This window comes from Pseudomonas lactucae, assembly GCF_016937615.1.
In the GTDB taxonomy this organism is placed as follows: domain Bacteria; phylum Pseudomonadota; class Gammaproteobacteria; order Pseudomonadales; family Pseudomonadaceae; genus Aquipseudomonas; species Aquipseudomonas lactucae.
This window is the reverse complement of the sequence record NZ_JAFHKI010000152.1, coordinates 1-21,500: the sequence shown is the minus strand read 5'-3', so window position 1 is coordinate 21,500 and position 21,500 is coordinate 1. Positions and strand designations below refer to the sequence as shown.

General features: G+C 60.0%; 21 protein-coding genes and 2 pseudogenes. 14 read left to right on the top strand and 9 right to left on the bottom strand.

Annotated elements, in window-relative coordinates; translation table 11 throughout:
• Nucleotides 1-119: 119 nt before the first annotated feature.
• The 10 genes and pseudogenes from JWR98_RS24380 (at nucleotide 120) to JWR98_RS24335 (ending at nucleotide 9,945) form a co-directional block, all read left to right on the top strand.
• Nucleotides 120-1,367, top strand: coding sequence for an ABC transporter permease (locus JWR98_RS24380; RefSeq protein WP_078734903.1), 1,248 nt, complete (start codon nucleotides 120-122; stop codon nucleotides 1,365-1,367).
• Between the two features lie 12 nt (nucleotides 1,368-1,379).
• Nucleotides 1,380-2,203, top strand: a pseudogene (locus JWR98_RS24375) (ABC transporter permease).
• A 133-nt stretch (nucleotides 2,204-2,336) separates the two neighbouring features.
• On the top strand, nucleotides 2,337-3,485 hold the full coding sequence (locus tag JWR98_RS24370; RefSeq protein WP_003176461.1) for an iron-containing alcohol dehydrogenase: 1,149 nt from the start codon (nucleotides 2,337-2,339) through the stop codon (nucleotides 3,483-3,485).
• An 84-nt stretch (nucleotides 3,486-3,569) separates the two neighbouring features.
• Nucleotides 3,570-4,244, top strand: a complete 675-nt coding sequence (gene rpe, locus JWR98_RS24365; RefSeq protein WP_003176460.1) for a ribulose-phosphate 3-epimerase — start codon at nucleotides 3,570-3,572, stop codon at nucleotides 4,242-4,244.
• Nucleotides 4,241-5,059 carry a phosphoglycolate phosphatase gene (locus JWR98_RS24360; RefSeq protein WP_078734902.1) on the top strand — a complete coding sequence of 273 codons (819 nt, stop codon included), beginning with the start codon at nucleotides 4,241-4,243 and terminating at the stop codon, nucleotides 5,057-5,059. The genes rpe and JWR98_RS24360 overlap by 4 nt, the downstream gene beginning before the upstream one ends.
• Nucleotides 5,060-5,129: 70 nt before the next feature.
• Nucleotides 5,130-6,611 carry an anthranilate synthase component I gene (gene trpE, locus JWR98_RS24355; protein WP_078734901.1) on the top strand — a complete coding sequence of 494 codons (1,482 nt, stop codon included), beginning with the start codon at nucleotides 5,130-5,132 and terminating at the stop codon, nucleotides 6,609-6,611.
• A 10-nt stretch (nucleotides 6,612-6,621) separates the two neighbouring features.
• The gene (locus JWR98_RS24350; RefSeq protein ID WP_003176457.1) at nucleotides 6,622-7,215 is read left to right on the top strand and encodes an aminodeoxychorismate/anthranilate synthase component II; all 594 of its coding nucleotides are present in this window, start codon (nucleotides 6,622-6,624) and stop codon (nucleotides 7,213-7,215) included.
• Nucleotides 7,216-7,224: 9 nt separating this feature from the next.
• Nucleotides 7,225-8,274, top strand: a complete 1,050-nt coding sequence (trpD, locus tag JWR98_RS24345; protein WP_205491427.1) for an anthranilate phosphoribosyltransferase — start codon at nucleotides 7,225-7,227, stop codon at nucleotides 8,272-8,274.
• On the top strand, nucleotides 8,271-9,107 hold the full coding sequence (gene trpC, locus JWR98_RS24340) for an indole-3-glycerol phosphate synthase TrpC (RefSeq protein ID WP_205491425.1): 837 nt from the start codon (nucleotides 8,271-8,273) through the stop codon (nucleotides 9,105-9,107). The genes trpD and trpC overlap by 4 nt, the downstream gene beginning before the upstream one ends.
• A gap of 142 nt (nucleotides 9,108-9,249) precedes the next feature.
• Entirely contained in the window at nucleotides 9,250-9,945 is a 696-nt protein-coding gene (locus JWR98_RS24335; RefSeq protein ID WP_078734897.1) for a lipoate--protein ligase family protein, read from the top strand.
• Here the strand turns inward: JWR98_RS24335 and crp are convergent.
• Entirely contained in the window at nucleotides 9,942-10,586 is a 645-nt protein-coding gene (crp, locus tag JWR98_RS24330) for a cAMP-activated global transcriptional regulator CRP (protein ID WP_042945961.1), read from the bottom strand. The genes JWR98_RS24335 and crp overlap by 4 nt on opposite strands.
• 246 nt (nucleotides 10,587-10,832) lie before the next feature.
• Here crp and JWR98_RS24325 point away from each other — a divergent pair, with 246 nt between their 5' ends.
• Nucleotides 10,833-11,255 (top strand): OsmC family protein, encoded by a 423-nt coding sequence (locus JWR98_RS24325; RefSeq protein ID WP_078734896.1) that lies wholly within the window; start codon nucleotides 10,833-10,835, stop codon nucleotides 11,253-11,255.
• 57 nt (nucleotides 11,256-11,312) lie between these two features.
• Here the strand turns inward: JWR98_RS24325 and coq7 are convergent, their stop codons facing one another.
• From coq7 to hemJ, 6 genes and pseudogenes are all read right to left on the bottom strand, one after another.
• Nucleotides 11,313-11,960 carry a 2-polyprenyl-3-methyl-6-methoxy-1,4-benzoquinone monooxygenase gene (coq7, locus tag JWR98_RS24320; RefSeq protein WP_078734895.1) on the bottom strand — a complete coding sequence of 216 codons (648 nt, stop codon included), beginning with the start codon at nucleotides 11,958-11,960 and terminating at the stop codon, nucleotides 11,313-11,315.
• Between the two features lie 116 nt (nucleotides 11,961-12,076).
• Entirely contained in the window at nucleotides 12,077-12,415 is a 339-nt protein-coding gene (locus JWR98_RS24315; protein WP_003176449.1) for a histidine triad nucleotide-binding protein, read from the bottom strand.
• Between the two features lie 46 nt (nucleotides 12,416-12,461).
• Nucleotides 12,462-13,250, bottom strand: a complete 789-nt coding sequence (locus JWR98_RS24310) for an SDR family NAD(P)-dependent oxidoreductase (RefSeq protein WP_078734894.1) — start codon at nucleotides 13,248-13,250, stop codon at nucleotides 12,462-12,464.
• A gap of 60 nt (nucleotides 13,251-13,310) precedes the next feature.
• Nucleotides 13,311-14,275: pseudogene (locus JWR98_RS24305) on the bottom strand (DUF805 domain-containing protein).
• Nucleotides 14,276-14,344: 69 nt separating this feature from the next.
• Nucleotides 14,345-15,307: an NAD(P)H-dependent flavin oxidoreductase gene (locus tag JWR98_RS24300; RefSeq protein ID WP_078734892.1), complete on the bottom strand. Its 963-nt coding sequence runs from the start codon at nucleotides 15,305-15,307 to the stop codon at nucleotides 14,345-14,347.
• Between the two features lie 24 nt (nucleotides 15,308-15,331).
• On the bottom strand, nucleotides 15,332-15,760 hold the full coding sequence (gene hemJ, locus JWR98_RS24295; RefSeq protein WP_078734891.1) for a protoporphyrinogen oxidase HemJ: 429 nt from the start codon (nucleotides 15,758-15,760) through the stop codon (nucleotides 15,332-15,334).
• A gap of 135 nt (nucleotides 15,761-15,895) precedes the next feature.
• On the opposite strand from hemJ, the gene argC reads away from it, so the two are divergent.
• Both argC and erpA read left to right on the top strand, forming a co-directional pair.
• Complete coding sequence (argC, locus tag JWR98_RS24290; protein WP_078734890.1) at nucleotides 15,896-16,930, top strand: N-acetyl-gamma-glutamyl-phosphate reductase; 1,035 nt, start codon at nucleotides 15,896-15,898, stop codon at nucleotides 16,928-16,930.
• A 153-nt stretch (nucleotides 16,931-17,083) separates the two neighbouring features.
• Nucleotides 17,084-17,434 (top strand): iron-sulfur cluster insertion protein ErpA, encoded by a 351-nt coding sequence (gene erpA, locus JWR98_RS24285; protein WP_003176443.1) that lies wholly within the window; start codon nucleotides 17,084-17,086, stop codon nucleotides 17,432-17,434.
• 77 nt (nucleotides 17,435-17,511) lie between these two features.
• Here the strand turns inward: erpA and JWR98_RS24280 are convergent, their stop codons facing one another.
• Together JWR98_RS24280 and JWR98_RS24275 are read right to left on the bottom strand one after the other, a co-directional pair.
• Complete coding sequence (locus tag JWR98_RS24280) at nucleotides 17,512-18,603, bottom strand: anhydro-N-acetylmuramic acid kinase (protein WP_078734889.1); 1,092 nt, start codon at nucleotides 18,601-18,603, stop codon at nucleotides 17,512-17,514.
• Nucleotides 18,604-18,606: 3 nt separating this feature from the next.
• Nucleotides 18,607-20,025 (bottom strand): peptidoglycan DD-metalloendopeptidase family protein, encoded by a 1,419-nt coding sequence (locus JWR98_RS24275; RefSeq protein ID WP_205491423.1) that lies wholly within the window; start codon nucleotides 20,023-20,025, stop codon nucleotides 18,607-18,609.
• 208 nt (nucleotides 20,026-20,233) lie between these two features.
• Here JWR98_RS24275 and tyrS point away from each other — a divergent pair, with 208 nt between their 5' ends.
• On the top strand, nucleotides 20,234-21,433 hold the full coding sequence (gene tyrS / locus JWR98_RS24270) for a tyrosine--tRNA ligase (RefSeq protein WP_078734887.1): 1,200 nt from the start codon (nucleotides 20,234-20,236) through the stop codon (nucleotides 21,431-21,433).
• The last annotated feature ends 67 nt before the right edge of the window (nucleotides 21,434-21,500 follow it).

Genomic DNA, 21,500 nt, shown 5'->3' with positions numbered 1-21,500 from the left:
TTCGACTTGCTCCCGATGGCAGACTGTCAGGCAATACACAGGCTGACGGATCCACCGCTATCGGGAGCAAGCCCCCTCCCACAAGGGTGTGCATTTATCTTCAATATCCGGAGTTAGCCATGGCCATCGCCGTTCCCTCGAACGAGGTCAACAGCCCCACCCTCAAGCAGCGCCTGGCGCGTGCCGAGCGGCTTAACCGCTGGAAGGCCCAGGCCTTGATTGCGCCGCTGGTGCTGTTCTTGCTGCTGGTGTTCCTGGTGCCGATCGTTGCGCTGTTGTTCAAGAGCGTCGGCAACCCGGAAGTGGTGGGCGGCTTGCCGCGTACCGTGGTGGCGGTGACGGCCTGGGATGGGCGTGGCCTGCCGGGCGAGCCGGTGTACCAGGCCCTCAGCGAAGACCTGGGTGAAGCACGTAAAAACCAGACCTTGGGCGATTTGTCCAAGCGCTTGAACATGGAACTGGCCGGCTACCGCAGCCTGCTGACCAAAACCGCGCGGGCGCTGCCGTTTACCGAAGCGCCGGCCTCTTATAAAGACGCGCTGGAAACCCTCGACGAACGTTGGGGTGACCCGGCGTACTGGCAGGCGATCCGGCGCAATACCAGCAGCCTGACGCCGTACTACCTGCTGGCGGCCGTCGATCACCGCATCGACGACCTCGGCGAAATCGCCCCGGCCACGCCCGACCAGGCGATCTACCTGGACATTTTCGCCCGCACCTTCTGGATGGGCCTGGTCATCACGGTCATCTGCCTGCTGCTGGCCTATCCCCTGGCCTACCTGCTGGCCAACCTGCCGGCGCGTAAAAGCAATTTGCTGATGATTTTGGTGTTGCTGCCGTTCTGGACCTCGATCCTGGTGCGGGTTGCCGCGTGGATCGTGCTGCTGCAATCGGGTGGCCTGATCAACAGCGCGTTGATGGGCATGGGCCTGATCGACAAGCCTCTGGAACTGGTGTTCAACCGCACGGGGGTATACATCTCGATGGTGCATATCCTGCTGCCGTTCATGATCCTGCCGATCTACAGCGTGATGAAGGGCATCTCACCCACCTACATGCGAGCGGCGATTTCCCTGGGCTGCCACCCGTTCACCAGCTTCTGGCGCGTGTATTTCCCGCAGACGTATGCAGGCGTTGGCGCCGGTTGCCTGTTGGTGTTCATTCTGGCAATCGGCTACTACATCACCCCGGCCTTGCTGGGCAGCCCGAACGACCAGATGGTCAGCTACTTCGTGGCCTTCTATACCAACACCAGCATCAACTGGGGCATGGCGACGGCGTTGGGCGGCTTGTTGCTGCTGGCGACCGTGGTGCTGTACCTGATCTACAACCGACTGGTCGGCGCCAGCCGCCTGCGCCTGAGCTGAGGAGACCTTGCGATGCTGAGCCCTTATATGTCCCCCGTGGAACGGGTGTGGTTCTACAGCTTGCGGATCCTCTGCGGCTTGATCCTGCTGTTCCTGATATTGCCCGTGCTGGTGATCATCCCACTGTCGTTCAACAGCGGCAGTTTCCTGGTGTACCCGCTGCAGGGCTTCTCGCTGCAGTGGTACCACGATTTTTTCGCCTCGGCCGAATGGATGCGTGCGTTGAAAAACAGCATTATCGTCGCCCCGGCGGCGACGGTGCTGGCGATGGTGTTCGGCACCTTGGCTGCGATTGGCCTGACCCGTGGGAATTTCCCCGGCAAGGCGCTGGTGATGGCCCTGGTGATTTCGCCGATGGTGGTGCCGGTGGTTATCATCGGTGTTGCCAGCTACCTGTTCTTTGCGCCGCTGGGCCTGGGTAACAGCTTTTTCTCATTGATCGTAGTGCACGCGGTGTTGGGCGTGCGTTTGTGATCATCACCGTGTCGGCGACCTTGCAGGGCTTCAACCATAACCTGGTGAGGGCAGCGGCCAGCCTGGGGGCTTCGCCCTTGACTGCGTTTCGTCGGGTGACACTGCCGTTGATCGCGCCGGGGGTGATTTCCGGGGCGCTGTTTGCTTTCGCGACCTCGTTCGATGAGGTGGTGGTGACGCTGTTCCTCGCCGGCCCGGAGCAAGCGACCCTGCCGCGCCAGATGTTCAGCGGTATCCGCGAGAACCTCAGCCCGACGATTGCGGCGGCGGCGACCTTGCTGATCGCGTTCTCGGTGTTGCTGTTGCTGACGCTGGAATGGTTGCGCGGCCGTAGCGAGAAACTGCGCACCGCCCAGGTTTAAAGCCAAGCCGAGATCAACATGTGGGAGGGGGGTGTGTGTTGAACGGCAAAGACCATTCAGCGCCTGAATGGAAGACAACCTCATCCAGTCAGCTACTCTTGTGCCAGCCCATCACCGAGAAGAGGCCGCGCACATGAGTACTTCCTCATTCAAGATCGCCCACAAACTGCTGACTGGCGCCGGCGCCATCGAGCAATTGGCCGCCGAGCTGACCCGCCTGGATGTGGACAACCCGCTCATCGTCACGGATGCGGTGCTGGTCAAATCCGGCACCGTCGCCTTGGCCCTCGAACACCTGGGCGAGCGCAGCTACGAAATCTTCGACCGCGTGCTGCCGGACCCGGAAATCGCCATCGTCGAAGACTGCATGCAGGCCTACCGCGACGGCGGGCACGACGGCCTGATCGGCCTGGGCGGCGGCAGTGCCATCGATATCGCTAAAAGTGTTGCGGCCTATGCCGGTTACCACGGCGCTCTGGCGGATTTGTTCGGTATCGATCAGGTGCCGCGCAAGGGACCACCGTTGATCGCGATTCCGACTACGGCCGGCACCGGCTCGGAAGTGACCAATGTGGCGATCCTCTCCGACAAAGTCGCGCAGTTGAAAAAAGGCATTGTCAGCGATTACCTGTTGCCGGATGTGGCGCTGATCAGCCCGCAAATGACCTTGACCTGCCCGCGCAGCGTCACCGCCGCCAGCGGCGTGGACGCGTTGGTGCATGCCGTTGAATCCTACCTGTCGCTGAACGCCTCGCCGATCACCGATGCGTTGGCTATCGGTGCAATCAAGCTGATCGCCAAGGCGCTGCCCAAGGCCTACGCCAACCCCGCCCATTTACAGGCCCGGGACGACATGGCCACCGCCAGCCTGATGGCTGGCATGGCCTTTGGTAACGCCGGGGTGGGCGCGGTGCATGCGTTGGCCTATCCGCTGGGCGGACGTTTCAATATTGCCCACGGCGTGAGCAATGCGCTGCTGCTGCCCTACGTGATGCACTGGAACAAGCTCGCCTGTGTCGAACGCATGCAGGACATTGCCCAGGCCATGGGCGTGAATACCCTCGGGTTGAGTGTCAACGAGGCTGCCGACCGGGCGGTCGAGGCCATGACGCAACTTTGCGCCGCAGTAGAGATCCCGGCAGGCCTGCGCAGTTTCGGGATTCCCGAGGATGCGATCCCGGCCATGGCCGCCGAAGCCGCGGGGATCGATCGGCTGATGCGCAACAACCCGCGCAAGCTCAGCGTGGCGGATATCGAGAAAATCTACCGGGCCGCTTACTAGCCATTGAGCCAGGTCACGGTGCGCGCAACAAAGCATGAGGTATACAATGCGCGCCATCGTGATTTAGCTCAGAAAAGGTGCGTCATGCAGCCCTTCGTCATTGCCCCATCGATTCTCTCCGCCGATTTCGCCCGCCTGGGTGAGGAAGTGGACAACGTGTTGGCCTCCGGTGCCGATTTCGTGCACTTCGATGTCATGGACAACCACTATGTGCCCAACCTGACCATCGGCCCGATGGTCTGCGCGGCGCTGCGCAAATACGGCATCACCGCGCCGATCGACGCGCACCTGATGGTCAGCCCGGTGGACCGCATCATCGGTGATTTCATCGAGGCCGGCGCGACCTACATCACCTTCCACCCGGAAGCCTCGCTGCACGTCGACCGCACCCTGCAACTGATCCGCGAAGGCGGTTGCAAGGCGGGCCTGGTGTTCAACCCGGCCACCCCGCTGGACGTGCTCAAGTACGTGATGGACAAGGTCGACATGGTGTTGCTGATGAGTGTCAACCCCGGTTTCGGCGGGCAGAAGTTCATCCCCGGCACCCTCGACAAGCTGCGTGAAGCCCGCGCGCTGATCGATGCCTCGGGTCGCGAGATTCGCCTGGAAATCGACGGTGGGGTCAACGTCAACAATATCCGTGAAATCGCTGCCGCCGGCGCTGACACATTTGTGGCCGGCTCGGCCATCTTCAATGCGCCGAACTATCAGGAAGTCATCGACAAGATGCGTGCCGAACTGGCTTTGGCGCGTCCATGAGCGGCTTTGAGCAGTTGTTCCCCGGCAAACTGCCACGGCTGGTGATGTTCGATCTGGACGGTACCTTGATCGACTCGGTGCCGGACCTGGCGGCGGCGGTGGACCAGATGCTGCTCAAGCTGGGGCGCCCGCCCGCGGGGCTCGAATCGGTACGCGACTGGGTCGGCAACGGCGCGCCGATGCTGGTGCGCCGGGCCCTGGCCAACCACATCGATGCCGACGGTGTCGACGAGGTGGAGGCCGAACATGCCCTGGCGTTGTTCAACGCCGCCTATGAAGGCGACCATGAGCTGACCGTGGTTTACCCCGGCGTACGTGACACCCTCAAGTGGCTGAGCAAGCAGGGCGTGGAAATGGCCCTGATCACCAACAAGCCGGAGCGCTTCGTCGCGCCGCTGTTGGACCAGATGAAAATCGGCCGTTATTTCCGTTGGATCATCGGCGGCGATACCTTGCCGCAGAAGAAGCCCGACCCGGCGGCGCTGTTTTTTGTGATGAAAATGGCCAATATCCCGGCGTCCCAGTCGTTGTTCGTCGGCGATTCGCGCAGCGATGTGCTGGCGGCAAAAGCGGCGGGCGTGCAGTGCGTAGCCTTGAGCTACGGCTATAACCATGGCCGGCCGATTGCCGAGGAATCGCCGGCGCTGGTGATTGATGACCTGCGACTGCTAATCCCCGGTTGCTTGGGAGCGGGCGCTGAGATAACGTTGCCCGATACCGATCCGTCCCCTTCTGGAAACTCCATCGTGGTGGTCACTCGCAAACTCTGGATGAAAGTCATCAAGGCCCTGGCCCGCTGGCGTTGGCGCGCCTGACTGATCCTGGCCGCGCCCTGCGGCACGTTTGCCTACCTGACTGTTAGACCCTCACACCACGAGGCACCTCATGATCCGCGAAGAATTCCTGCGTTTGGCCGCTGCCGGCTATAACCGTATTCCCCTGGCCTGCGAAACCCTGGCCGACTTCGACACGCCGCTGTCGATCTACCTGAAACTGGCCGACGCGCCCAATTCCTATCTGCTGGAATCGGTGCAGGGCGGCGAGAAGTGGGGCCGTTACTCGATCATCGGCCTGCCATGTCGCACAGTAATGCGGGTGCATGACCATCACGTGAGCATCACCCACGATGGCATCGAGATCGAAAGCCATGATGTAGAAGACCCGCTGGCCTTTGTCGAAACCTTCAAGGCGCGCTACAACGTGCCGACCATCCCTGGCCTGCCGCGTTTCAATGGTGGCCTGGTGGGGTATTTCGGCTACGACTGCGTGCGTTATGTGGAGAAGCGCCTGGGCAAATGCCCGAACCCCGACCCATTGGGCGTGCCGGACATTCTGCTGATGGTGTCCGATGCGGTGGTGGTGTTCGACAACCTCGCCGGCAAGATGCACGCCATCGTGCTGGCCGATCCGGCCCAGGCGGATGCGTTCGAGAGCGGCCAGGCCAGCCTCGAAGCCCTGCTGGACAAACTGCGCCAGCCGATCACCCCGCGTCGCGGCCTGGACCTCAGCCGTCCGCCGGCGGCCGACCCGATCTTTCGTTCGAGCTTTACCCAGGATGACTACGAGCGCGCCGTCGACACCATCAAGGAATATATCCTCGCCGGTGACTGCATGCAGGTGGTGCCGTCGCAGCGCATGTCCATCGACTTCAAGGCGGCGCCCATCGACCTGTACCGGGCGTTGCGCTGCTTCAACCCGACGCCGTACATGTACTTCTTCAACTTTGGCGACTTCCACGTGGTGGGCAGTTCGCCGGAAGTGCTGGTGCGCGTCGAAGACAACCTGATCACCGTGCGCCCGATTGCCGGTACACGCCCACGCGGCGCTACCGAAGAAGCGGACGTGGCACTCGAAGAAGACCTGCTGAGCGACGACAAGGAAATCGCCGAGCACCTGATGCTGATCGACCTTGGCCGCAACGACACCGGGCGCGTCTCGGAAATCGGCTCGGTGAAACTGACCGAGAAGATGGTCATCGAGCGCTACTCCAACGTGATGCACATCGTGTCCAACGTCACCGGTGAGCTGAAAGCCGGCTTGACCGCGATGGATGCCTTGCGCGCCATTTTGCCGGCCGGCACCTTGTCGGGCGCGCCGAAGATCCGCGCGATGGAAATCATCGATGAGCTGGAGCCGGTCAAACGTGGAGTCTACGGTGGCGCAGTGGGGTATTTCGCCTGGAACGGCAATATGGACACCGCCATTGCGATCCGCACGGCAGTGATCAAGGACGGGGAGCTGCATGTGCAGGCCGGTGGCGGGATCGTCGCCGACTCGGTGCCGGCCCTCGAATGGGAAGAAACCCTGAACAAGCGCCGCGCGATGTTCCGCGCCGTAGCGCTGGCTGAACAGACCCCCAATTCCTGAGGTTTCCCCCATGTTGCTGATGATTGATAACTACGACTCCTTTACCTACAACGTCGTGCAGTACTTGGGCGAGCTGGGTGCCGAGGTCAAGGTGGTGCGCAACGACGAACTCAGCGTGGCGCAAATTGCTGCGCTGAACCCCGAGCGCATCGTGGTTTCGCCGGGCCCGTGCACGCCGACCGAGGCGGGTATTTCCCTCGAGGCTATCCAGTACTTCGCCGGCAAACTGCCGATCCTGGGCGTGTGCCTGGGCCATCAGTCCATCGGCCAGGCGTTTGGCGGTGACGTGGTGCGCGCGCGCCAGGTGATGCACGGCAAGACCAGCCCGGTGTTCCATAAGAACACGGGCGTGTTTCAAGGCCTTAACTTGCCGGTCACGGTGACCCGCTACCATTCGCTGGTAGTCAAGCGCGAAACCCTGCCTGAATGCCTGGAACTGACAGCCTGGACCCAACTGGAAGACGGCTCCGTCGACGAGATCATGGGCCTGCGTCACAAGACACTGAATATCGAAGGGGTGCAGTTTCACCCCGAGTCGATCCTGACCGAGCAGGGCTACGAGCTGTTCGCCAACTTTCTCAAGCAGAGCGGCGGCACGCGCTAAGGACTTTCCATGGATATCAAGACTGCCCTGAGCCGTATCGTCGGCCACCTGGACCTGAGCACCGCTGAAATGAGCGACGTGATGCGCGAGATCATGACCGGTCAATGCACTGACGCGCAGATCGGCGCGTTCATGATGGCCATGCGCATGAAGAGCGAAAGCATTGACGAAATCGTCGGCGCCGTGTCGGTGATGCGTGAGCTGGCGGACAAAGTTGAGCTCAAGACCCTCGACGGTGTGGTCGACGTGGTCGGCACCGGCGGTGACGGTGCGAATATCTTCAACGTGTCGACGGCTTCGTCCTTTGTAGTGGCAGCGGCGGGTTGCACCGTGGCCAAGCATGGTAACCGTGCGGTGTCCGGCAAGAGCGGCAGTGCCGACCTGCTGGAAGCGGCCGGCATCTACCTGAACCTGACGCCCGTGCAAGTGGCGCGTTGCATCGAAAACGTCGGCATCGGCTTCATGTTTGCCCAGTCCCACCATGGTGCAATGAAGCACGCCGCCGGCCCGCGCAAAGACTTGGGTCTGCGCACCTTGTTCAACATGCTCGGCCCGCTTACGAATCCGGCCGGTGTGAAGCACCAGGTGGTAGGCGTATTCAGCCAGGCGTTGTGCCGGCCATTGGCTGAGGTGCTGCAGCGCATGGGCAGCAAGCATGTGCTGGTGGTTCACTCCAAAGACGGCCTGGACGAATTCAGTCTGGCCGCGCCGACTTTTGTGGCGGAACTGAAGAATGACCAGATCAGCGAATATTGGGTCGAGCCTGAAGACTTGGGCATGAAGAGCCAGAGCCTGCACGGTCTGGCGGTGGAAAGCCCGGCGGCGTCGCTGGAGTTGATTCGCGACGCCTTGGGGCGGCGCAAGACCGAGAACGGTCAAAAGGCTGCAGAGATGATTGTTCTCAATGCTGGCGCGGCACTTTACGCCGCCGACCATGCCTATAGTCTTAAGGAAGGTGTCGCGTTGGCCCACGATGCGCTGCACACCGGTCTGGCTCGCGAAAAGCTCGAAGAGCTGGGAGCATTCACCGCAGTATTCAAGATGGAGAATGAAGGATGAGTGTGCCGACCGTTCTGGAAAAGATCCTGGTCCGTAAGGCCGAAGAAGTCGCCGAGCGCCGTGCCCGCGTGAGCCTGGCCGAGCTTGAAACCTTGGCGAAAAGCGCCGATGCACCGCGTGGGTTTGCCAATGCCTTGATCGCTCAGGCCAAGCTCAAGCAGCCCGCCGTTATCGCTGAGATCAAGAAGGCTTCGCCGAGCAAAGGCGTGATCCGAGAGCACTTCGTACCGGCTGAAATCGCGGCCAGCTACGAGAAGGGCGGGGCTACTTGCCTGTCTGTTTTGACCGATATCGATTTCTTCCAGGGTGCCGATCTGTTCCTGCAACAGGCTCGCGCGGCGTGCAAATTGCCGGTGATCCGCAAGGATTTCATGGTCGACCCGTATCAGATCGTGGAGGCGCGTGCCTTGGGCGCCGACTGCGTGTTGCTGATCGTCTCCGCACTGGATGACGTGAAGCTGGCCGAACTGGCGGCCGTGGCCAAAAGCGTCGGCCTCGACGTGTTGGTGGAAGTGCACGACGGTGATGAGCTGGAACGCGCATTGAAAACCCTCGACACGCCGCTGGTGGGGGTGAACAACCGTAACCTGCACACCTTTGACGTCAGCCTGGAAACCACCCTCGACCTGCTGCCGCGTATTCCGCGCGACCGTCTGGTGATCACCGAGAGCGGCATCGTCAATCGCGCCGATGTGGAACTGATGGAAATCAGCGGCGTGTATTCGTTCCTGGTCGGTGAGACGTTCATGCGTGCCGAGAGTCCTGGGGCAGAGCTGCAACGCCTGTTTTTCCCGGAGCGGGGCGTGGCGGTGAGTGGCTCGACCCTCGATTGATGTGAAATGCGATCAAAATGTGGGAGAGGGTTTGTCCTCGATAGCGGTGGGTCAGTTAGCAAATTTGAACCTGACACCCTGCGATCGGGGGTAAACCCCTCCCACATTTGGTTTTGTGTCTGGTCAGATAAGTAGGTGTTTGATGGCTCAGCCAGTAAGGATGACCGTTGAAGCGGGGCTTGGCGCCGAACAAGCGTTACTGGCAGCAGTGTGTGCAGGCGACCAGGAATACGGCCTGCTGTTTTGGCAACCCAGCGATCAAGCCTTGGTGATGCCACGGCGTTTGAGTCGGCTGCCGGCATTCGAAACGGCCAGCCACGTGTCGGCCGAGGCCGGCTGGCCGGTGTTGCTGCGCGAAACCGGTGGGGAGCCGGTGCCGCAGTCGAGTGCCACGGTCAATATCGCACTGGTCTATACGCCACCGCGCAGCGAAGGCGACCAGGGGCGCATCGAAACCGGCTATCAGCGGTTATGCCAGCCGATCTGCGACATGCTGATCGAATTGGGTGGCGATGCTTCTGTGGGTGAAATCGACGGCGCATTTTGCGACGGTCGCTACAACGTCAATCTCAATGGCCGCAAAATGGTCGGCACGGCCCAGCGCTGGCGGCAAAGCGGTGGCCGCCCAGTGGGGTTGGTGCATGGCGCCTTGTTGTTGGATAACGATCGCGAAGAGCTGATTGCCGCGGTCAATCGCTTCAACGAGGCTTGTGCTCTGGAACAACGGGTTCGTGCCGACAGCCATATCGCCCTGCACGAAGCTTTCCCCGCGCCGGATGCGATCAGCCGGCTGGATACGTTGTACCGTCAGATGCTGGCCAGCTTCCTGCCGGGTTAACGGGTACCGAACACCACCATTGTCTTGCCTTTGACGTGTACCAGGTTGCGTTCTTCCAGGTCCTTGAGCACGCGGCCGACCATTTCCCGTGAACAGCCGACAATACGTCCGATTTCCTGGCGCGTCACCTTGATCTGCATGCCATCGGGGTGGGTCATGGCGTCGGGTTGCTTGCACAGTTCCAGCAGGCAGCGGGCCACGCGACCGGTCACATCGAAGAACGCCAGGTCGCCTACCTTGCGCGTAGTGTCTCGCAGGCGTTGGGCGATCTGGCCGCTGAGGGCGTAGAGGATGTCAGGGTCTTGTTGGGCCAGTTCGCGGAATTTGGTGTAGCTGATCTCGGCCACTTCGCACTCGACTTTGGCCCGCACCCAGGCGCTGCGTTCCTGCTCTTTGCCCGCTTGTTCAAACAGCCCCAGCTCGCCGAAGAAATCCCCGGTGTTCAGGTAGGCGATGATCATCTCGCGGCCGTCTTCGTCCTCGATCAGAATGGTGACCGAGCCTTTGATAATGAAGAACAACGTTTCGGAGCGCTCGCCGGCGCAGATGATGTTGTGCTTGGCCGGATGGCGCCGGCGCTGGCAGTGCGTTAACAGCTTGTCGAGATTTTTGATTTTGGGTATGGGAGTAAGAGCAACCATGGTTGTATCCCGAAAAGGCAGCGCAAGGTGGTTTGAGTTGTTGTATTCAGCGGTATCGGTATTGATACACGTTGTATAAAGAGTGGCAATACGCCATCGATTTGGCGCCAGCTTAACAGACACATTCTGTCTCGATTAGCCAATTTTCCAGGGAAGCCCTGCTATTGATCGCTTTTGTGGGAAACACTGACGCGGGCGGACCCTGTGCTAAGCTGGCGACCCTTTTTTAGCAGTGGAGTCTGGGCGATGAAGGCACGCATCCAATGGGCGGGCGAAGCCATGTTCCTCGGTGAATCGGGCAGCGGCCATGTAGTGGTGATGGATGGCCCGCCGGAAGCCGGTGGCCGCAACCTGGGCGTACGTCCGATGGAAATGCTCCTGCTTGGCGTAGGCGGTTGCAGCAATTTCGACGTGGTCAGCATCCTGAAGAAATCCCGTCAGGCCGTCGAAAGTTGCGAAGCCTTTCTGGAGGCCGAGCGCGCCACGGAGGATCCCAAGGTGTTCACCAAGATCCACATGCATTTCGTGGTGAAGGGCCGGGGGCTGAAAGAGTCGCAGGTCAAGCGTGCTATTGAACTGTCGGCCGAGAAGTACTGCTCGGCATCGATCATGCTCGGCGCGGCGGGTGTGGCCATCACCCATGATTACGAGATTATCGAGTTGGGCTGATGACGCATCGGCAAAGATAAGGGCGCTTTGATAGCGCCCTTTTTTCATCGGGTTGGGTCAGATGCGGTAGGTGCTTTTGGTCATGACCTTGGCCATCAGGCTCATGCCAAACCTCACTGGCGCCGGGAAGCGGAAACCGCCGGCATCCAGAGCGCTTTCGGCGTGATGTGCTTCATCGATGCGCATCTGTTCAAGAATTGCACGGGACTTTTCGTCTTCGGCCGGCAATTGCTCCAGGTGTTCATCCAGGTGTTTGCATACCTGATGTTCGGTTGCGGCGACAAAACCGAGGCTGACCTTGTCGCTGATCAAGCCTGCAACCGCGCCGATGCCGAACGACAATCCGTAAAACAGCGGGTTGAGTACGCTGGGATGGCTGCCCAGTTGGCGGATGCGTTGTTCGCACCACGCCAGGTGATCGATTTCTTCCTCGGCTGCGTGTTCCATGGCCACGCGCACTTGTGGAAGCTTGGCGGTCAGGGCCTGGCCCTGGTACAGCGCCTGGGCACAGACTTCACCGGTATGGTTGATGCGCATCAGGCCGGCGACATGACGGGTCTCTGTCTCGCTCATCTGCGCGTCTGGCTGCACGATGGCCGGCGACGGACGGTAAGGTTGGCCGCTGAAAGGCAGCAATGTGCGCATGGCCGTGTCGGCTTGCAGCAACAGACGGTCAATTGGCGAGTAGTGACGTTGGGTAGTCATGCTGACCTCCGGAAAGAATCTCGGCGGCCAGTTTACCGCAAGAGAGGGTGAAGCGTTTGCGCTGAGTCAAGGGCATGGAGTCGCAGCACGGTGCTGCGATCCGTTTCAGAGGCCTGTCAGCCCGGCGGCCAGTTCATCTGGCGCTGACCCAGCACATGCATATGGATGTGATAGACGGTCTGGCCGCCCTTTTCATTGCAGTTCATGACGACGCGGAAACCTTCCTCGCAGCCAAGTTCAAGGGCCAGGCGCTGGGCGGTGAACAGGATGTGCCCGGCCAGTGCCTTGTCGTCTTGCGTGAGGTCATTGAGCGTACGGATCGGCTTCTTCGGGATCACCAGAAAATGCACTGGCGCCTGAGGGGCAATATCGTGGAAGGCCAGGACTTGGTCATCCTCATAGATAATCTTCGCAGGTATTTCTCTGTTGATGATCTTGGTGAACAGAGTATCCACAGCTGTTTCTCCATTATGAATGTGCAGGGTGAGTGTACTCAGGCAATCAACGTGGGCAATAGGCCTTGTTGATCGCACCGGCGATCTTGCGGGTCAGCCAGCGTGGGCTCAAGCGCGGGCTGAAGGCCAGCCAGCGGTTGCGTCGTCCGGGGATAATGATGGCTTTGTTCTTTTCCAGCGCCCGCACGGTGTACAGCGCGACTTCTTCCGGGCTCATCAACTGCTCGCTGCGGTCGAGTTTGGCGGTGTCCATTTGCGCGGTGCCGAAGAACGCGGTGCGCGTGGGGCCAGGGCAAAGCACCGAGACCTTGATGCCACAGGTCTTCAGTTCTTCGCGCAAGCCTTCGGAGAAGTGCAGCACATAAGCCTTACTGGCGTAGTAGCTGCTCATCCATGGGCCGGGTTGGAAGGCGGCCACCGAGGCGACATTGAGGATTTGCCCGCCGCCATGCAGCGCCATGGCATTGCCCAGGGCGTGACACATGCGGGTCAGGGCGAGGATGTTGACTTCGATCAGGTCCTGCTCGGTCATCCAGTCCTGAGCCAGGAACGGGCCGCTGGTGCCGATACCGGCGCAGTTCACCAGCAGGTCGATCTGCCGTTCGCCTTCTTCAAGCTCCAGCAGGAACCCGGACAAGCGCAGCGGCTCGCCCAGGTCGCAGGCGCGAAACAGCACCTCGACGCCAAAGCGTTGAGTCAGTTCGAGTGCAATGCTTTCCAACTGATCACGCTGGCGGGCCACCAGAATCAAGCTGCGGCCGCGACGGGCAAGGGCTTCGGCCAAGGCCAGGCCGATGCCGCTTGAGGCACCGGTGATCAGAGCGTAACGGGTCATGCCTTTCTCCATCGCAACGCCCCCATCAATGATGAAGGCATCACGGATGGGGGCGTTTCTTTACTGTTCTTCCGGGGAGTCTACAGGTTCGGCCGCTTCGTCAGCACTTTGCGCGTCTTCTTGCTCAACGATCACGCTGGTGTCGGCGTCTTCATCGGAGTTGATGGAGCTGCTTTCATAGCTGCTGTCCACGTTGGCTTCGAGTTGGTCGAAGTAGCCGTTCATGCCCAGTGACACTGCGATGATAAGTATCAGCGGAATGAACGCCAGCCACAGGGTGGCCAGTACCTTCACCGAGGTGGAGTTGGGCGGTGGCGGAGCACCGTACTGGTTGGCGCCCGCGTTACCCGGCATCACCAACAGCAACAGCGGGAAAATGCTGTTCACCAGCGGAACCAGGTTCAGCAGGTACAGCCAGCCAGACCAGCCGAGGTCATGCAGGCGTTGTACGCCGATCTGCACGCTCGCGACGATAGCCGCAACGAACAACGCGAGACCCAGCAGTACACCGAGAATGGTGCCTGCCGTCGGCGAAGCGGTGGCTACAGCAAAGCCAACGGTACTGATGATGCCAGCCGCAACCAGCAGCGCAACGGTCAGTACCAGCGTCCATGCCAGGTACCGCAGGCGACCGATACGCCCGTTGATGGTGAAGACTTTGAGTTCGGCGTACTCCGGCAGGTTCTCACCCACCGCGGCACGCGGCGGTGCATAGGGTGAGGCGGCCGGGCGTGAGAAATCCGCTGCGCCGGAGTCGGTCTCGTGGGTTTCGGCCAGGCTGAATGCCACGGGTTGTTCGGCTTCGATACGCGCATCGACCCCGGCGTTTCTCAACGCGGTGAGGTAGGTTTCGGCATCGGGACGGGGCAGGTCGCGTTTCAATGCAACCGGGCGGCCGGTGAAGAGTTTCTCGATTTCTTCAACGGTGCTCTTGAACAGTTCGGCCAGGTTCATCTTGGCGTGGTGCTCTCGACACCCGGGAGCAGGGCTCCATCAAACACTATCTTGAAGCGGTTGTCGCTCATGCGGGCATCCTTGTCATCTAATCAGTGGGGGAGTGCAGGCCCGCTCAATCGGCAGGTCATGCAGTGGGTTCAGCGTGGCCAACGCAACTGTGCCGCTTGCTCGCGCGCCTTGCGGTATTCGGCGTCCAGGCGGGCAACAAGTTCATCGACGCTGGGCAAATCTTTTATCTCACCGACGCCCTGACCGGCGGACCAAACGGTCTTCCAGGCCTTGGCTTCGTCATTCAACGGCTTGAGCTTGGCGCCGAAATTGACTTCGCCTTTGCCTTGCAGGGCGGCGAGATCAAAACCGGCGTTTTCCAGGCTCTGGCGCATAAAGCTTGCAGGCACGCCGGAGACAGCAGGAGTGTGCACGATGTCTGCGGCACGCGATGTGAGCAGCATCTCTTTATACGCATCTGGGGCGTGGCTTTGCGTCGTGCCGATAAAGCGCGTGCCGAAATAGGCCAGGTCCGCTCCCAGCAGTTGGGCGGCGAGTATCTCATGACCGTGGTTCAAGCAGCCGGCCAGCAGCAGGGTTTTATCGAAAAATTGACGAATCTCCGCGACCAGCGCAAATGGGCTCCAAGTGCCGGCATGACCACCGGCGCCCGCAGCCACGGCGATCAGGCCGTCCACACCGGCTTGCGCGGCTTTTTCGGCATGCCGCCGCGTGGTGACGTCGTGGAACACCAGGCCGCCATAGCTGTGTACGGCGTCCACCAACTCCTTCACCGCGCCCAGGCTGGTGATGACAATGGGGACCTTGTGCTCGACGCAGATCGCCAGGTCTGCTTCCAAGCGTGGGTTGCTGTTGTGCACGATGAGGTTGACGGCGTAGGGCGCGGGGTTGTCCAACTGCGCCAGGCCCGCTTCGATTTCCTCCAGCCAGGCCTTGAAACCACTGCTTTCGCGCTGGTTAAGGGCCGGGAAACTCCCGACCACTCCATTACGGCAGCAGGCCAGGACCAGTTGCGGGTTGGAAATCAGGAACATCGGCGCGGCTACCAAGGGCAGGCGCAGACGTTGTTCAAGCAGAGCGGGCAGCGTCATTGGAAGTCCCCCGGATAATTGAAATTAGAACGGTTTGACCACGACCAAAATTACGATAGCCAGCAACATCAGAACCGGCACTTCATTGAACCAGCGATAAAAGACATGGCTGCGGGTGTTTTCGCCACGGGCAAAACGTTTTACCTGGGCACCGCACATGTGGTGATAACCGATCAGCAGCACCACCAGTGTCAGCTTGGCGTGAATCCAGCCGCCCGTGCTGAAGACGCCTGGGTTAAGCGCGGTCAACCAGATGCCAAACACCAGGCTGGCAAGCATCGCCGGGCCCATGATGCCGCGGTACAACTTGCGCTCCATGACGCTGAAGCGTTCCTTGCTGACGGTGTCTTCGCTTTGGGCGTGGTAGACAAACAGGCGTGGCAGGTAGAACAGCCCGGCAAACCAGCAGACGATGCTGACGATATGGAAGGCTTTGACCCATAGATAGAGCATGTTTAGTTATTCCCAGGTTCACGGTAACTGAAGATAGTAGTGGCTCATGCGTCCGTACGTCACGTTGACGGTTGTCGCAGAACGATGCGACCCCTATTATCGACGGCTTTCCAGTGGTTCGTTGAGGGCAGGTTTATGGTCAAGGTCGGTATCGTCGGCGGCACGGGTTACACCGGTGTCGAATTGCTGCGTCTGTTGGCCCAGCATCCGCAAGCTGAGGTGGTGGTCATCACTTCTCGATCCGAGGCCGGCCTGGCCGTGGCCGATATGTACCCGAACCTGCGAGGCCATTACGACGGCCTGGCGTTCAGCGTGCCGGACATCAAGACTCTTGGCACCTGCGACGTAGTGTTCTTTGCCACGCCCCATGGCGTTGCCCATGCACTGGCCGGTGAGCTGTTGGCAGCCGGCACCAAGGTAATCGACCTGTCGGCGGACTTCCGTCTGCAGGACGCCGATGAATGGGCCAAATGGTACAACCAGCCTCACGGTGCGCCGCAGCTGTTGGAAGAAGCCGTATATGGCCTGCCGGAGGTCAATCGTGAGCAAATCAAGCAAGCGCGTCTGATCGCTGTGCCGGGTTGCTATCCGACCGCAACCCAGCTGGGGTTCCTGCCGCTGCTTGAAGCGGGCCTGGCCGATACTTCGCGCTTGATCGCAGACTGCAAGTCGGGTGTCAGCGGCGCCGGCCGTGGTGCGGCGGTAGGTTCGCTGTACTCCGAAACGTCGGAAAGCATGAAAGCCTATGCGGTAAAGGGGCATCGCCATCTGCCGGAAATTCGTCAGGGCCTGCGCCGTGCTGCCGGGAAGGACGTTGGGCTGACCTTCGTACCGCACCTGACGCCAATGATTCGCGGTATTCACTCCACGCTCTACGCGACGGTGGTTGATCGCTCGGTTGATCTGCAGGCGTTGTTTGAGAAGCGCTATGCCAATGAACCGTTCGTCGACGTAATGCCGGCCGGCAGCCACCCGGAAACCCGCAGCGTGCGTGGTGCCAACGTCTGCCGGATCGCGGTACATCGTCCGCAGGACGGTGACCTTGTGGTGGTGTTGTCGGTGATCGATAACCTGGTCAAGGGCGCGTCTGGTCAGGCGGTACAGAACCTGAACATTCTGTTTGGCCTGGATGAAAAGTTGGGCCTGTCCCACGCGGGCATGCTGCCTTAACGGCGGCCGCAGCCGCAAGTTGGCAGCGGCAGGCTTGGGAGCTTATGGCTTGAAGCTTGCCGCTGCTCCCTTAATAGTTGACCGCTTTTCTAGGAGAAGCGGATAATACCGGCCATTACGCATATGGCGGCGCTACGCCGGGAGATTATCAGCATGAGCGTTGAATCCTTCACCCCCACGGCTTTGCAATTCACCCACGGTGCTGCGCACAAGGTGAAGAGCCTGGTCGATGAAGAGGGTAATGATCGCTTGAAGCTGCGCGTATTCGTTACGGGCGGCGGTTGTTCAGGGTTTCAGTACGGTTTTACCTTCGATGAAGACGTGGCTGACGATGACACCATCGTCGAACGCGAGGGCGTCAGCCTGGTTGTGGATCCGATGAGCTTCCAATACCTGGCCGGTGCCGAGGTGGATTATCAGGAAGGTCTGGAGGGTTCGCGTTTCGTGATCAAGAACCCTAACGCCACTACCACTTGTGGTTGCGGGTCGTCGTTCTCGATCTGATCGATGGACTGGTCCACAACCGATAAAAAAACGCCGCTTGGCTTTGAACGGCCAAGCGGCGTTTTGCTGTCTGGCGCTCAGGCGGGGTAGATCGCGCCCAAGATTCGCAAACCGCGTGCGCCAGTGACGCTGGGACGGTTGGTGGCGATGCCTTCCAGGCAGCAATGGGCCAGCCAGGCGAAGGCCATGGCTTCGACCCAGTCCGGGTCTACGCCATACTTGGCGGTGCTGCTGACCTGGGTTGAAGGTAGCAGGGCCGCCAGGCGGTTCATCAAGGTCGTGTTATGGGCGCCGCCGCCACACACCAACAGGGTTTCGGTATGAGGCTGCGCCATTTGCAGGGACTCGACGATGGTCCGTGCGGTGAGTTCGAGCAGCGTCGCCTGAATGTCTTGAGGTTGGAAGGCTGGCAATTGGCCGAGGTGCTGTTGCAGCCATTGCAGGTTGAACACCTCTCGACCGGTACTTTTTGGGCCTTTGGTCAGGAAAAACGGATCGCCGAGCAATGTATTGAGCAGGTGGGGCTCGACCTTGCCGCTGCCTGCCCATTGACCGTCACGGTCGAAGTTCTCTCCACGCTGCAGATGAATCCACGCGTCCAGCAGTACATTGCCTGGCCCACAGTCGAAACCGGCTACGGGCTTGCCGGTTTCGATCAGGCTGAGGTTGCTGAAACCGCCCACATTCAATACCGCGCGGTTCCCGGTGCGTTCGCCAAACAGTGCTTCATGAAACGCGGGTACCAGCGGCGCGCCTTGGCCGCCGGCGGCCACATCGCGGCTGCGGAAATCGCTGACCACGGTGATACCTGTCAGCTCGGTGAGCAACGCCGGGTTACCGATCTGTACGGTAAACCCTAGAGAAGGCTCGTGGCGGATGGTCTGCCCATGGCTGCCGATTGCGCGAATGGCCTGGGGCTTGAGGTTTTGCTGAGCGAGCAGGGTGTGAATGCCTTGGGCCGCGAGGCGGACCCAGTGCTGCTGGGCAATTGCTGAGCGGGCTATCTCATCCGGGCCGCTGGCGCACAAGCTCAGCAGCTCGGCGCGCAGAGTATCCGGCATTGGCGTGTAGTGAGTGGCGATCAGGTTGATCGCCGAATCTTGTTCGATCAGGGCGATATCCAGGCCATCGAGGCTGGTTCCGGACATCACACCTATATAGAGCGGCATGGCTTAACGCTTCGCCGAGGCCAGCAGGGTGGAGCGCTCCTGGTCCATGCGCGCCATCAGTGGTTGGCTCTGCTGCATAAAGCGCGCGCGTTCGGCCTTGGCAATCGGGTCGGCCATCGGCAGTTTCTGGCCCAAGGGGTCGACGTGTACGCCGTTGACCTGGAATTCATAGTGCAAGTGTGGACCTGTGGATAGGCCCGTTGTGCCGATATAACCGATCACCTGTCCCTGCTTGACGTTACCGCCGGTCTTCACGCCTTTGGCGAAGCCTTGCATATGGCCGTACAACGTACGATAGGTATTGCCGTGCTGGATGATGACGGTGTTGCCGTAACCGCCGCGACGCCCGGCCAGCAGAACCTTGCCATCACCGGCTGCCTTGATCGGTGTGCCGCGCGGGGCGGCATAGTCGACGCCTTTGTGTGCGCGGATTTTGTTCAGAATTGGATGCTTGCGGCCCATGGAGAAACGTGAGCTGATACGAGCGAAGTCGACTGGCGTGCGGATGAACGCTTTGCGCATGCTATTGCCGTCGGCGGTGTAGTAGCTGCTGTTGCCTTGTTTGTTGGTGTAACGCACAGCGGTATAGGTCTTGCCGCGGTTGGTGAAGCGCGCGGAAAGAATGTTGCCGGTGCCAACCACTTTGCCGTTGGCGACTTTCTGCTCGTAGATCACATCGAATTCATCACCCTGGCGAATGTCCTGGGCGAAGTCGATGTCGTAGCCAAACACACTGGCCATGTCCATGGTCATGTTGTGGGACAAGCCCGCGCGGGCGGCGGATTGCGATAGCGAGCTATTGATCACGCCGTGGACGTAGGCAGAGCGCATGACGGGTTTAGTAGTGATGCGGTTGAAGGCAAAGCCTTTGGCGCCCTTGGTCAGGGAGATGCTTTCGAGGTCATTGACGTTACTGTGCAGGGTATTCAGCTGGCCGTCCGGCGTCAGCTCGAACTCAAGTTTCTGGCCGTGTTTAAGCTGGGTGAATTGCTTGGCGTGCTTGTCGCTGGTCAGCACTTCGTTGACGGTTGCAGCGGGGAGACCGACCTTCTCGAACAAGGTTGAAAGCGTATCGCCTTTTGCCACGATCACTTCGCGGTGTTGGGCGTTCTTGGTGGTGTTCGCTGCGGGTTTCGGTTGTTCCTGCACCGCCTGCTGCGTGTCTTCGGGCGTGCTCTCTATCTGCGCGAACGGCGATTCAGCTGGTGCATTTGTGGCTTGTTGAACGTCGGAAGCGTCTTGATCTTGTGTCAGTTGTTCAACCGGGCTTTCCAAGTCAAGGCTGAGAGATGTTCGTTTGGCTTCTACGTCACTGGAAGGGAATACCAGGAGTGCCAGGCTGAGAAGGGCGGCGATACCACTTGCGGCGAGCAGGTGGGTCTTCGGGTAAAGCGGCGGCGCTTTAGACGGTTCGGTGGTCATAGGTAATTTGACTTTGAAGATGAAATGGAAAAGATGAATGACATGATGAAGATGAAATAACTGTATAAAATATAACCAAATCATCTGTGGCGCAAGCTCGCGAACGCTGGGCTTGCTGAACGGTGTCCGTGCGCAGGGCAAAACTTGTAATTAGTCCCTGATCTTGTATGGTTGGTTCCCTTTTGAATCTGAGCCTTGCGGGTCTGTTATGAAGTCGGTTGAAGAGCAGCTAGCGCTGATAAAACGTGGTGCGGAAGAACTGTTGGTCGAGGCTGAGCTGATCGAAAAGCTCAAGCGTGGTCAGCCCCTGCGTATTAAGGCTGGCTTTGATCCGACGGCGCCGGATCTGCACCTGGGTCATACCGTGCTTATCAATAAGCTGCGCCAGTTTCAGGAGCTGGGGCATCAGGTCATCTTCCTTATAGGCGATTTCACTGGAATGATCGGTGATCCGAGTGGCAAGAGTGCCACGCGTCCGCCGCTGACCCGTGAGCAGGTGCTCGATAACGCCGAGACCTACAAGACCCAGGTGTTCAAGATTCTTGATCCGGCCAAGACCGAGGTGGCGTTCAACTCTACCTGGATGGATCAAATGGGTCCGGCGGACTTCATTCGCCTGACTTCCCAGTACACCGTTGCGCGCATGCTTGAGCGTGATGACTTCGACAAGCGCTATTCCACCAATCAGCCGATCGCCATTCATGAGTTTTTGTACCCGTTGGTTCAAGGGTATGACTCGGTGGCGTTGCGTGCCGACGTGGAGCTGGGCGGTACCGATCAGAAATTCAACCTGCTGATGGGGCGAGAGCTGCAGCGTGCGTATGGCCAGGAGGCTCAGTGCATTCTGACCATGCCGTTGCTGGAAGGGCTGGATGGCGTCAAGAAGATGTCCAAGTCCCTGGGTAACTATGTGGGAATCCAGGAAGCGCCGGGCGTGATGTACGGCAAGTTGGTTTCCATTCCTGATGCGCTGATGTGGCGTTACTTCGAGCTGCTGAGCTTCCGTTCGATGGATGAGATCAATGCGCTGCGTGCTGATGTTGAGGCAGGCGCCAATCCGCGGGATGTGAAAATCAAGCTGGCCGAAGAGATTGTTGCGCGCTTCCATGGTGAAGAAGCGGCGGCGAGCGCGCATCGTGCAGCGGGCAATCGCATGAAGGATGGCGAGCTGCCGGATGACCTGCCGGAAATTGAGTTGTTGGCTGCCGAGGCGATGCCTATCGCTGCTGTCCTTAATAAGGCGGGCTTGGTGAAGAACTCGGCAGTGGCGCGTGATCTGCTGGGTTCCGGTGGCGTGCGTATAGATGGTGAGGTGGTGGATCGCACCTTTATATATGAATTGGGGGCGACCCATGTTTGTCAGGCGGGGAAGAAGGCATTTGCGCGTATTACGCTCAAATCCGAATAAGTCCTGAATTAGGTGTTGACGGCGAATTATATCTGTCTATAATTCGCCCCACTTCCGGCGCAGTCGA

What these genes read in the sequence shown, in the direction of transcription:
- JWR98_RS24380 (WP_078734903.1), top strand. Translation starts at nt 120, where the DNA reads ATGGCCATCGCCGTTCCCTCGAACGAGGTCAACAGCCCCACCCTCAAG.
- JWR98_RS24370 (WP_003176461.1), top strand. Translation starts at nt 2,337, where the DNA reads ATGAGTACTTCCTCATTCAAGATCGCCCACAAACTGCTGACTGGCGCC.
- rpe (WP_003176460.1), top strand. Translation starts at nt 3,570, where the DNA reads ATGCAGCCCTTCGTCATTGCCCCATCGATTCTCTCCGCCGATTTCGCC.
- JWR98_RS24360 (WP_078734902.1), top strand. Translation starts at nt 4,241, where the DNA reads ATGAGCGGCTTTGAGCAGTTGTTCCCCGGCAAACTGCCACGGCTGGTG.
- trpE (WP_078734901.1), top strand. Translation starts at nt 5,130, where the DNA reads ATGATCCGCGAAGAATTCCTGCGTTTGGCCGCTGCCGGCTATAACCGT.
- JWR98_RS24350 (WP_003176457.1), top strand. Translation starts at nt 6,622, where the DNA reads ATGTTGCTGATGATTGATAACTACGACTCCTTTACCTACAACGTCGTG.
- trpD (WP_205491427.1), top strand. Translation starts at nt 7,225, where the DNA reads ATGGATATCAAGACTGCCCTGAGCCGTATCGTCGGCCACCTGGACCTG.
- trpC (WP_205491425.1), top strand. Translation starts at nt 8,271, where the DNA reads ATGAGTGTGCCGACCGTTCTGGAAAAGATCCTGGTCCGTAAGGCCGAA.
- JWR98_RS24335 (WP_078734897.1), top strand. Translation starts at nt 9,250, where the DNA reads ATGGCTCAGCCAGTAAGGATGACCGTTGAAGCGGGGCTTGGCGCCGAA.
- crp (WP_042945961.1), bottom strand. Translation starts at nt 10,586, where the DNA reads ATGGTTGCTCTTACTCCCATACCCAAAATCAAAAATCTCGACAAGCTG.
- JWR98_RS24325 (WP_078734896.1), top strand. Translation starts at nt 10,833, where the DNA reads ATGAAGGCACGCATCCAATGGGCGGGCGAAGCCATGTTCCTCGGTGAA.
- coq7 (WP_078734895.1), bottom strand. Translation starts at nt 11,960, where the DNA reads ATGACTACCCAACGTCACTACTCGCCAATTGACCGTCTGTTGCTGCAA.
- JWR98_RS24310 (WP_078734894.1), bottom strand. Translation starts at nt 13,250, where the DNA reads ATGACCCGTTACGCTCTGATCACCGGTGCCTCAAGCGGCATCGGCCTG.
- JWR98_RS24300 (WP_078734892.1), bottom strand. Translation starts at nt 15,307, where the DNA reads ATGACGCTGCCCGCTCTGCTTGAACAACGTCTGCGCCTGCCCTTGGTA.
- hemJ (WP_078734891.1), bottom strand. Translation starts at nt 15,760, where the DNA reads ATGCTCTATCTATGGGTCAAAGCCTTCCATATCGTCAGCATCGTCTGC.
- argC (WP_078734890.1), top strand. Translation starts at nt 15,896, where the DNA reads ATGGTCAAGGTCGGTATCGTCGGCGGCACGGGTTACACCGGTGTCGAA.
- erpA (WP_003176443.1), top strand. Translation starts at nt 17,084, where the DNA reads ATGAGCGTTGAATCCTTCACCCCCACGGCTTTGCAATTCACCCACGGT.
- JWR98_RS24280 (WP_078734889.1), bottom strand. Translation starts at nt 18,603, where the DNA reads ATGCCGCTCTATATAGGTGTGATGTCCGGAACCAGCCTCGATGGCCTG.
- JWR98_RS24275 (WP_205491423.1), bottom strand. Translation starts at nt 20,025, where the DNA reads ATGACCACCGAACCGTCTAAAGCGCCGCCGCTTTACCCGAAGACCCAC.
- tyrS (WP_078734887.1), top strand. Translation starts at nt 20,234, where the DNA reads ATGAAGTCGGTTGAAGAGCAGCTAGCGCTGATAAAACGTGGTGCGGAA.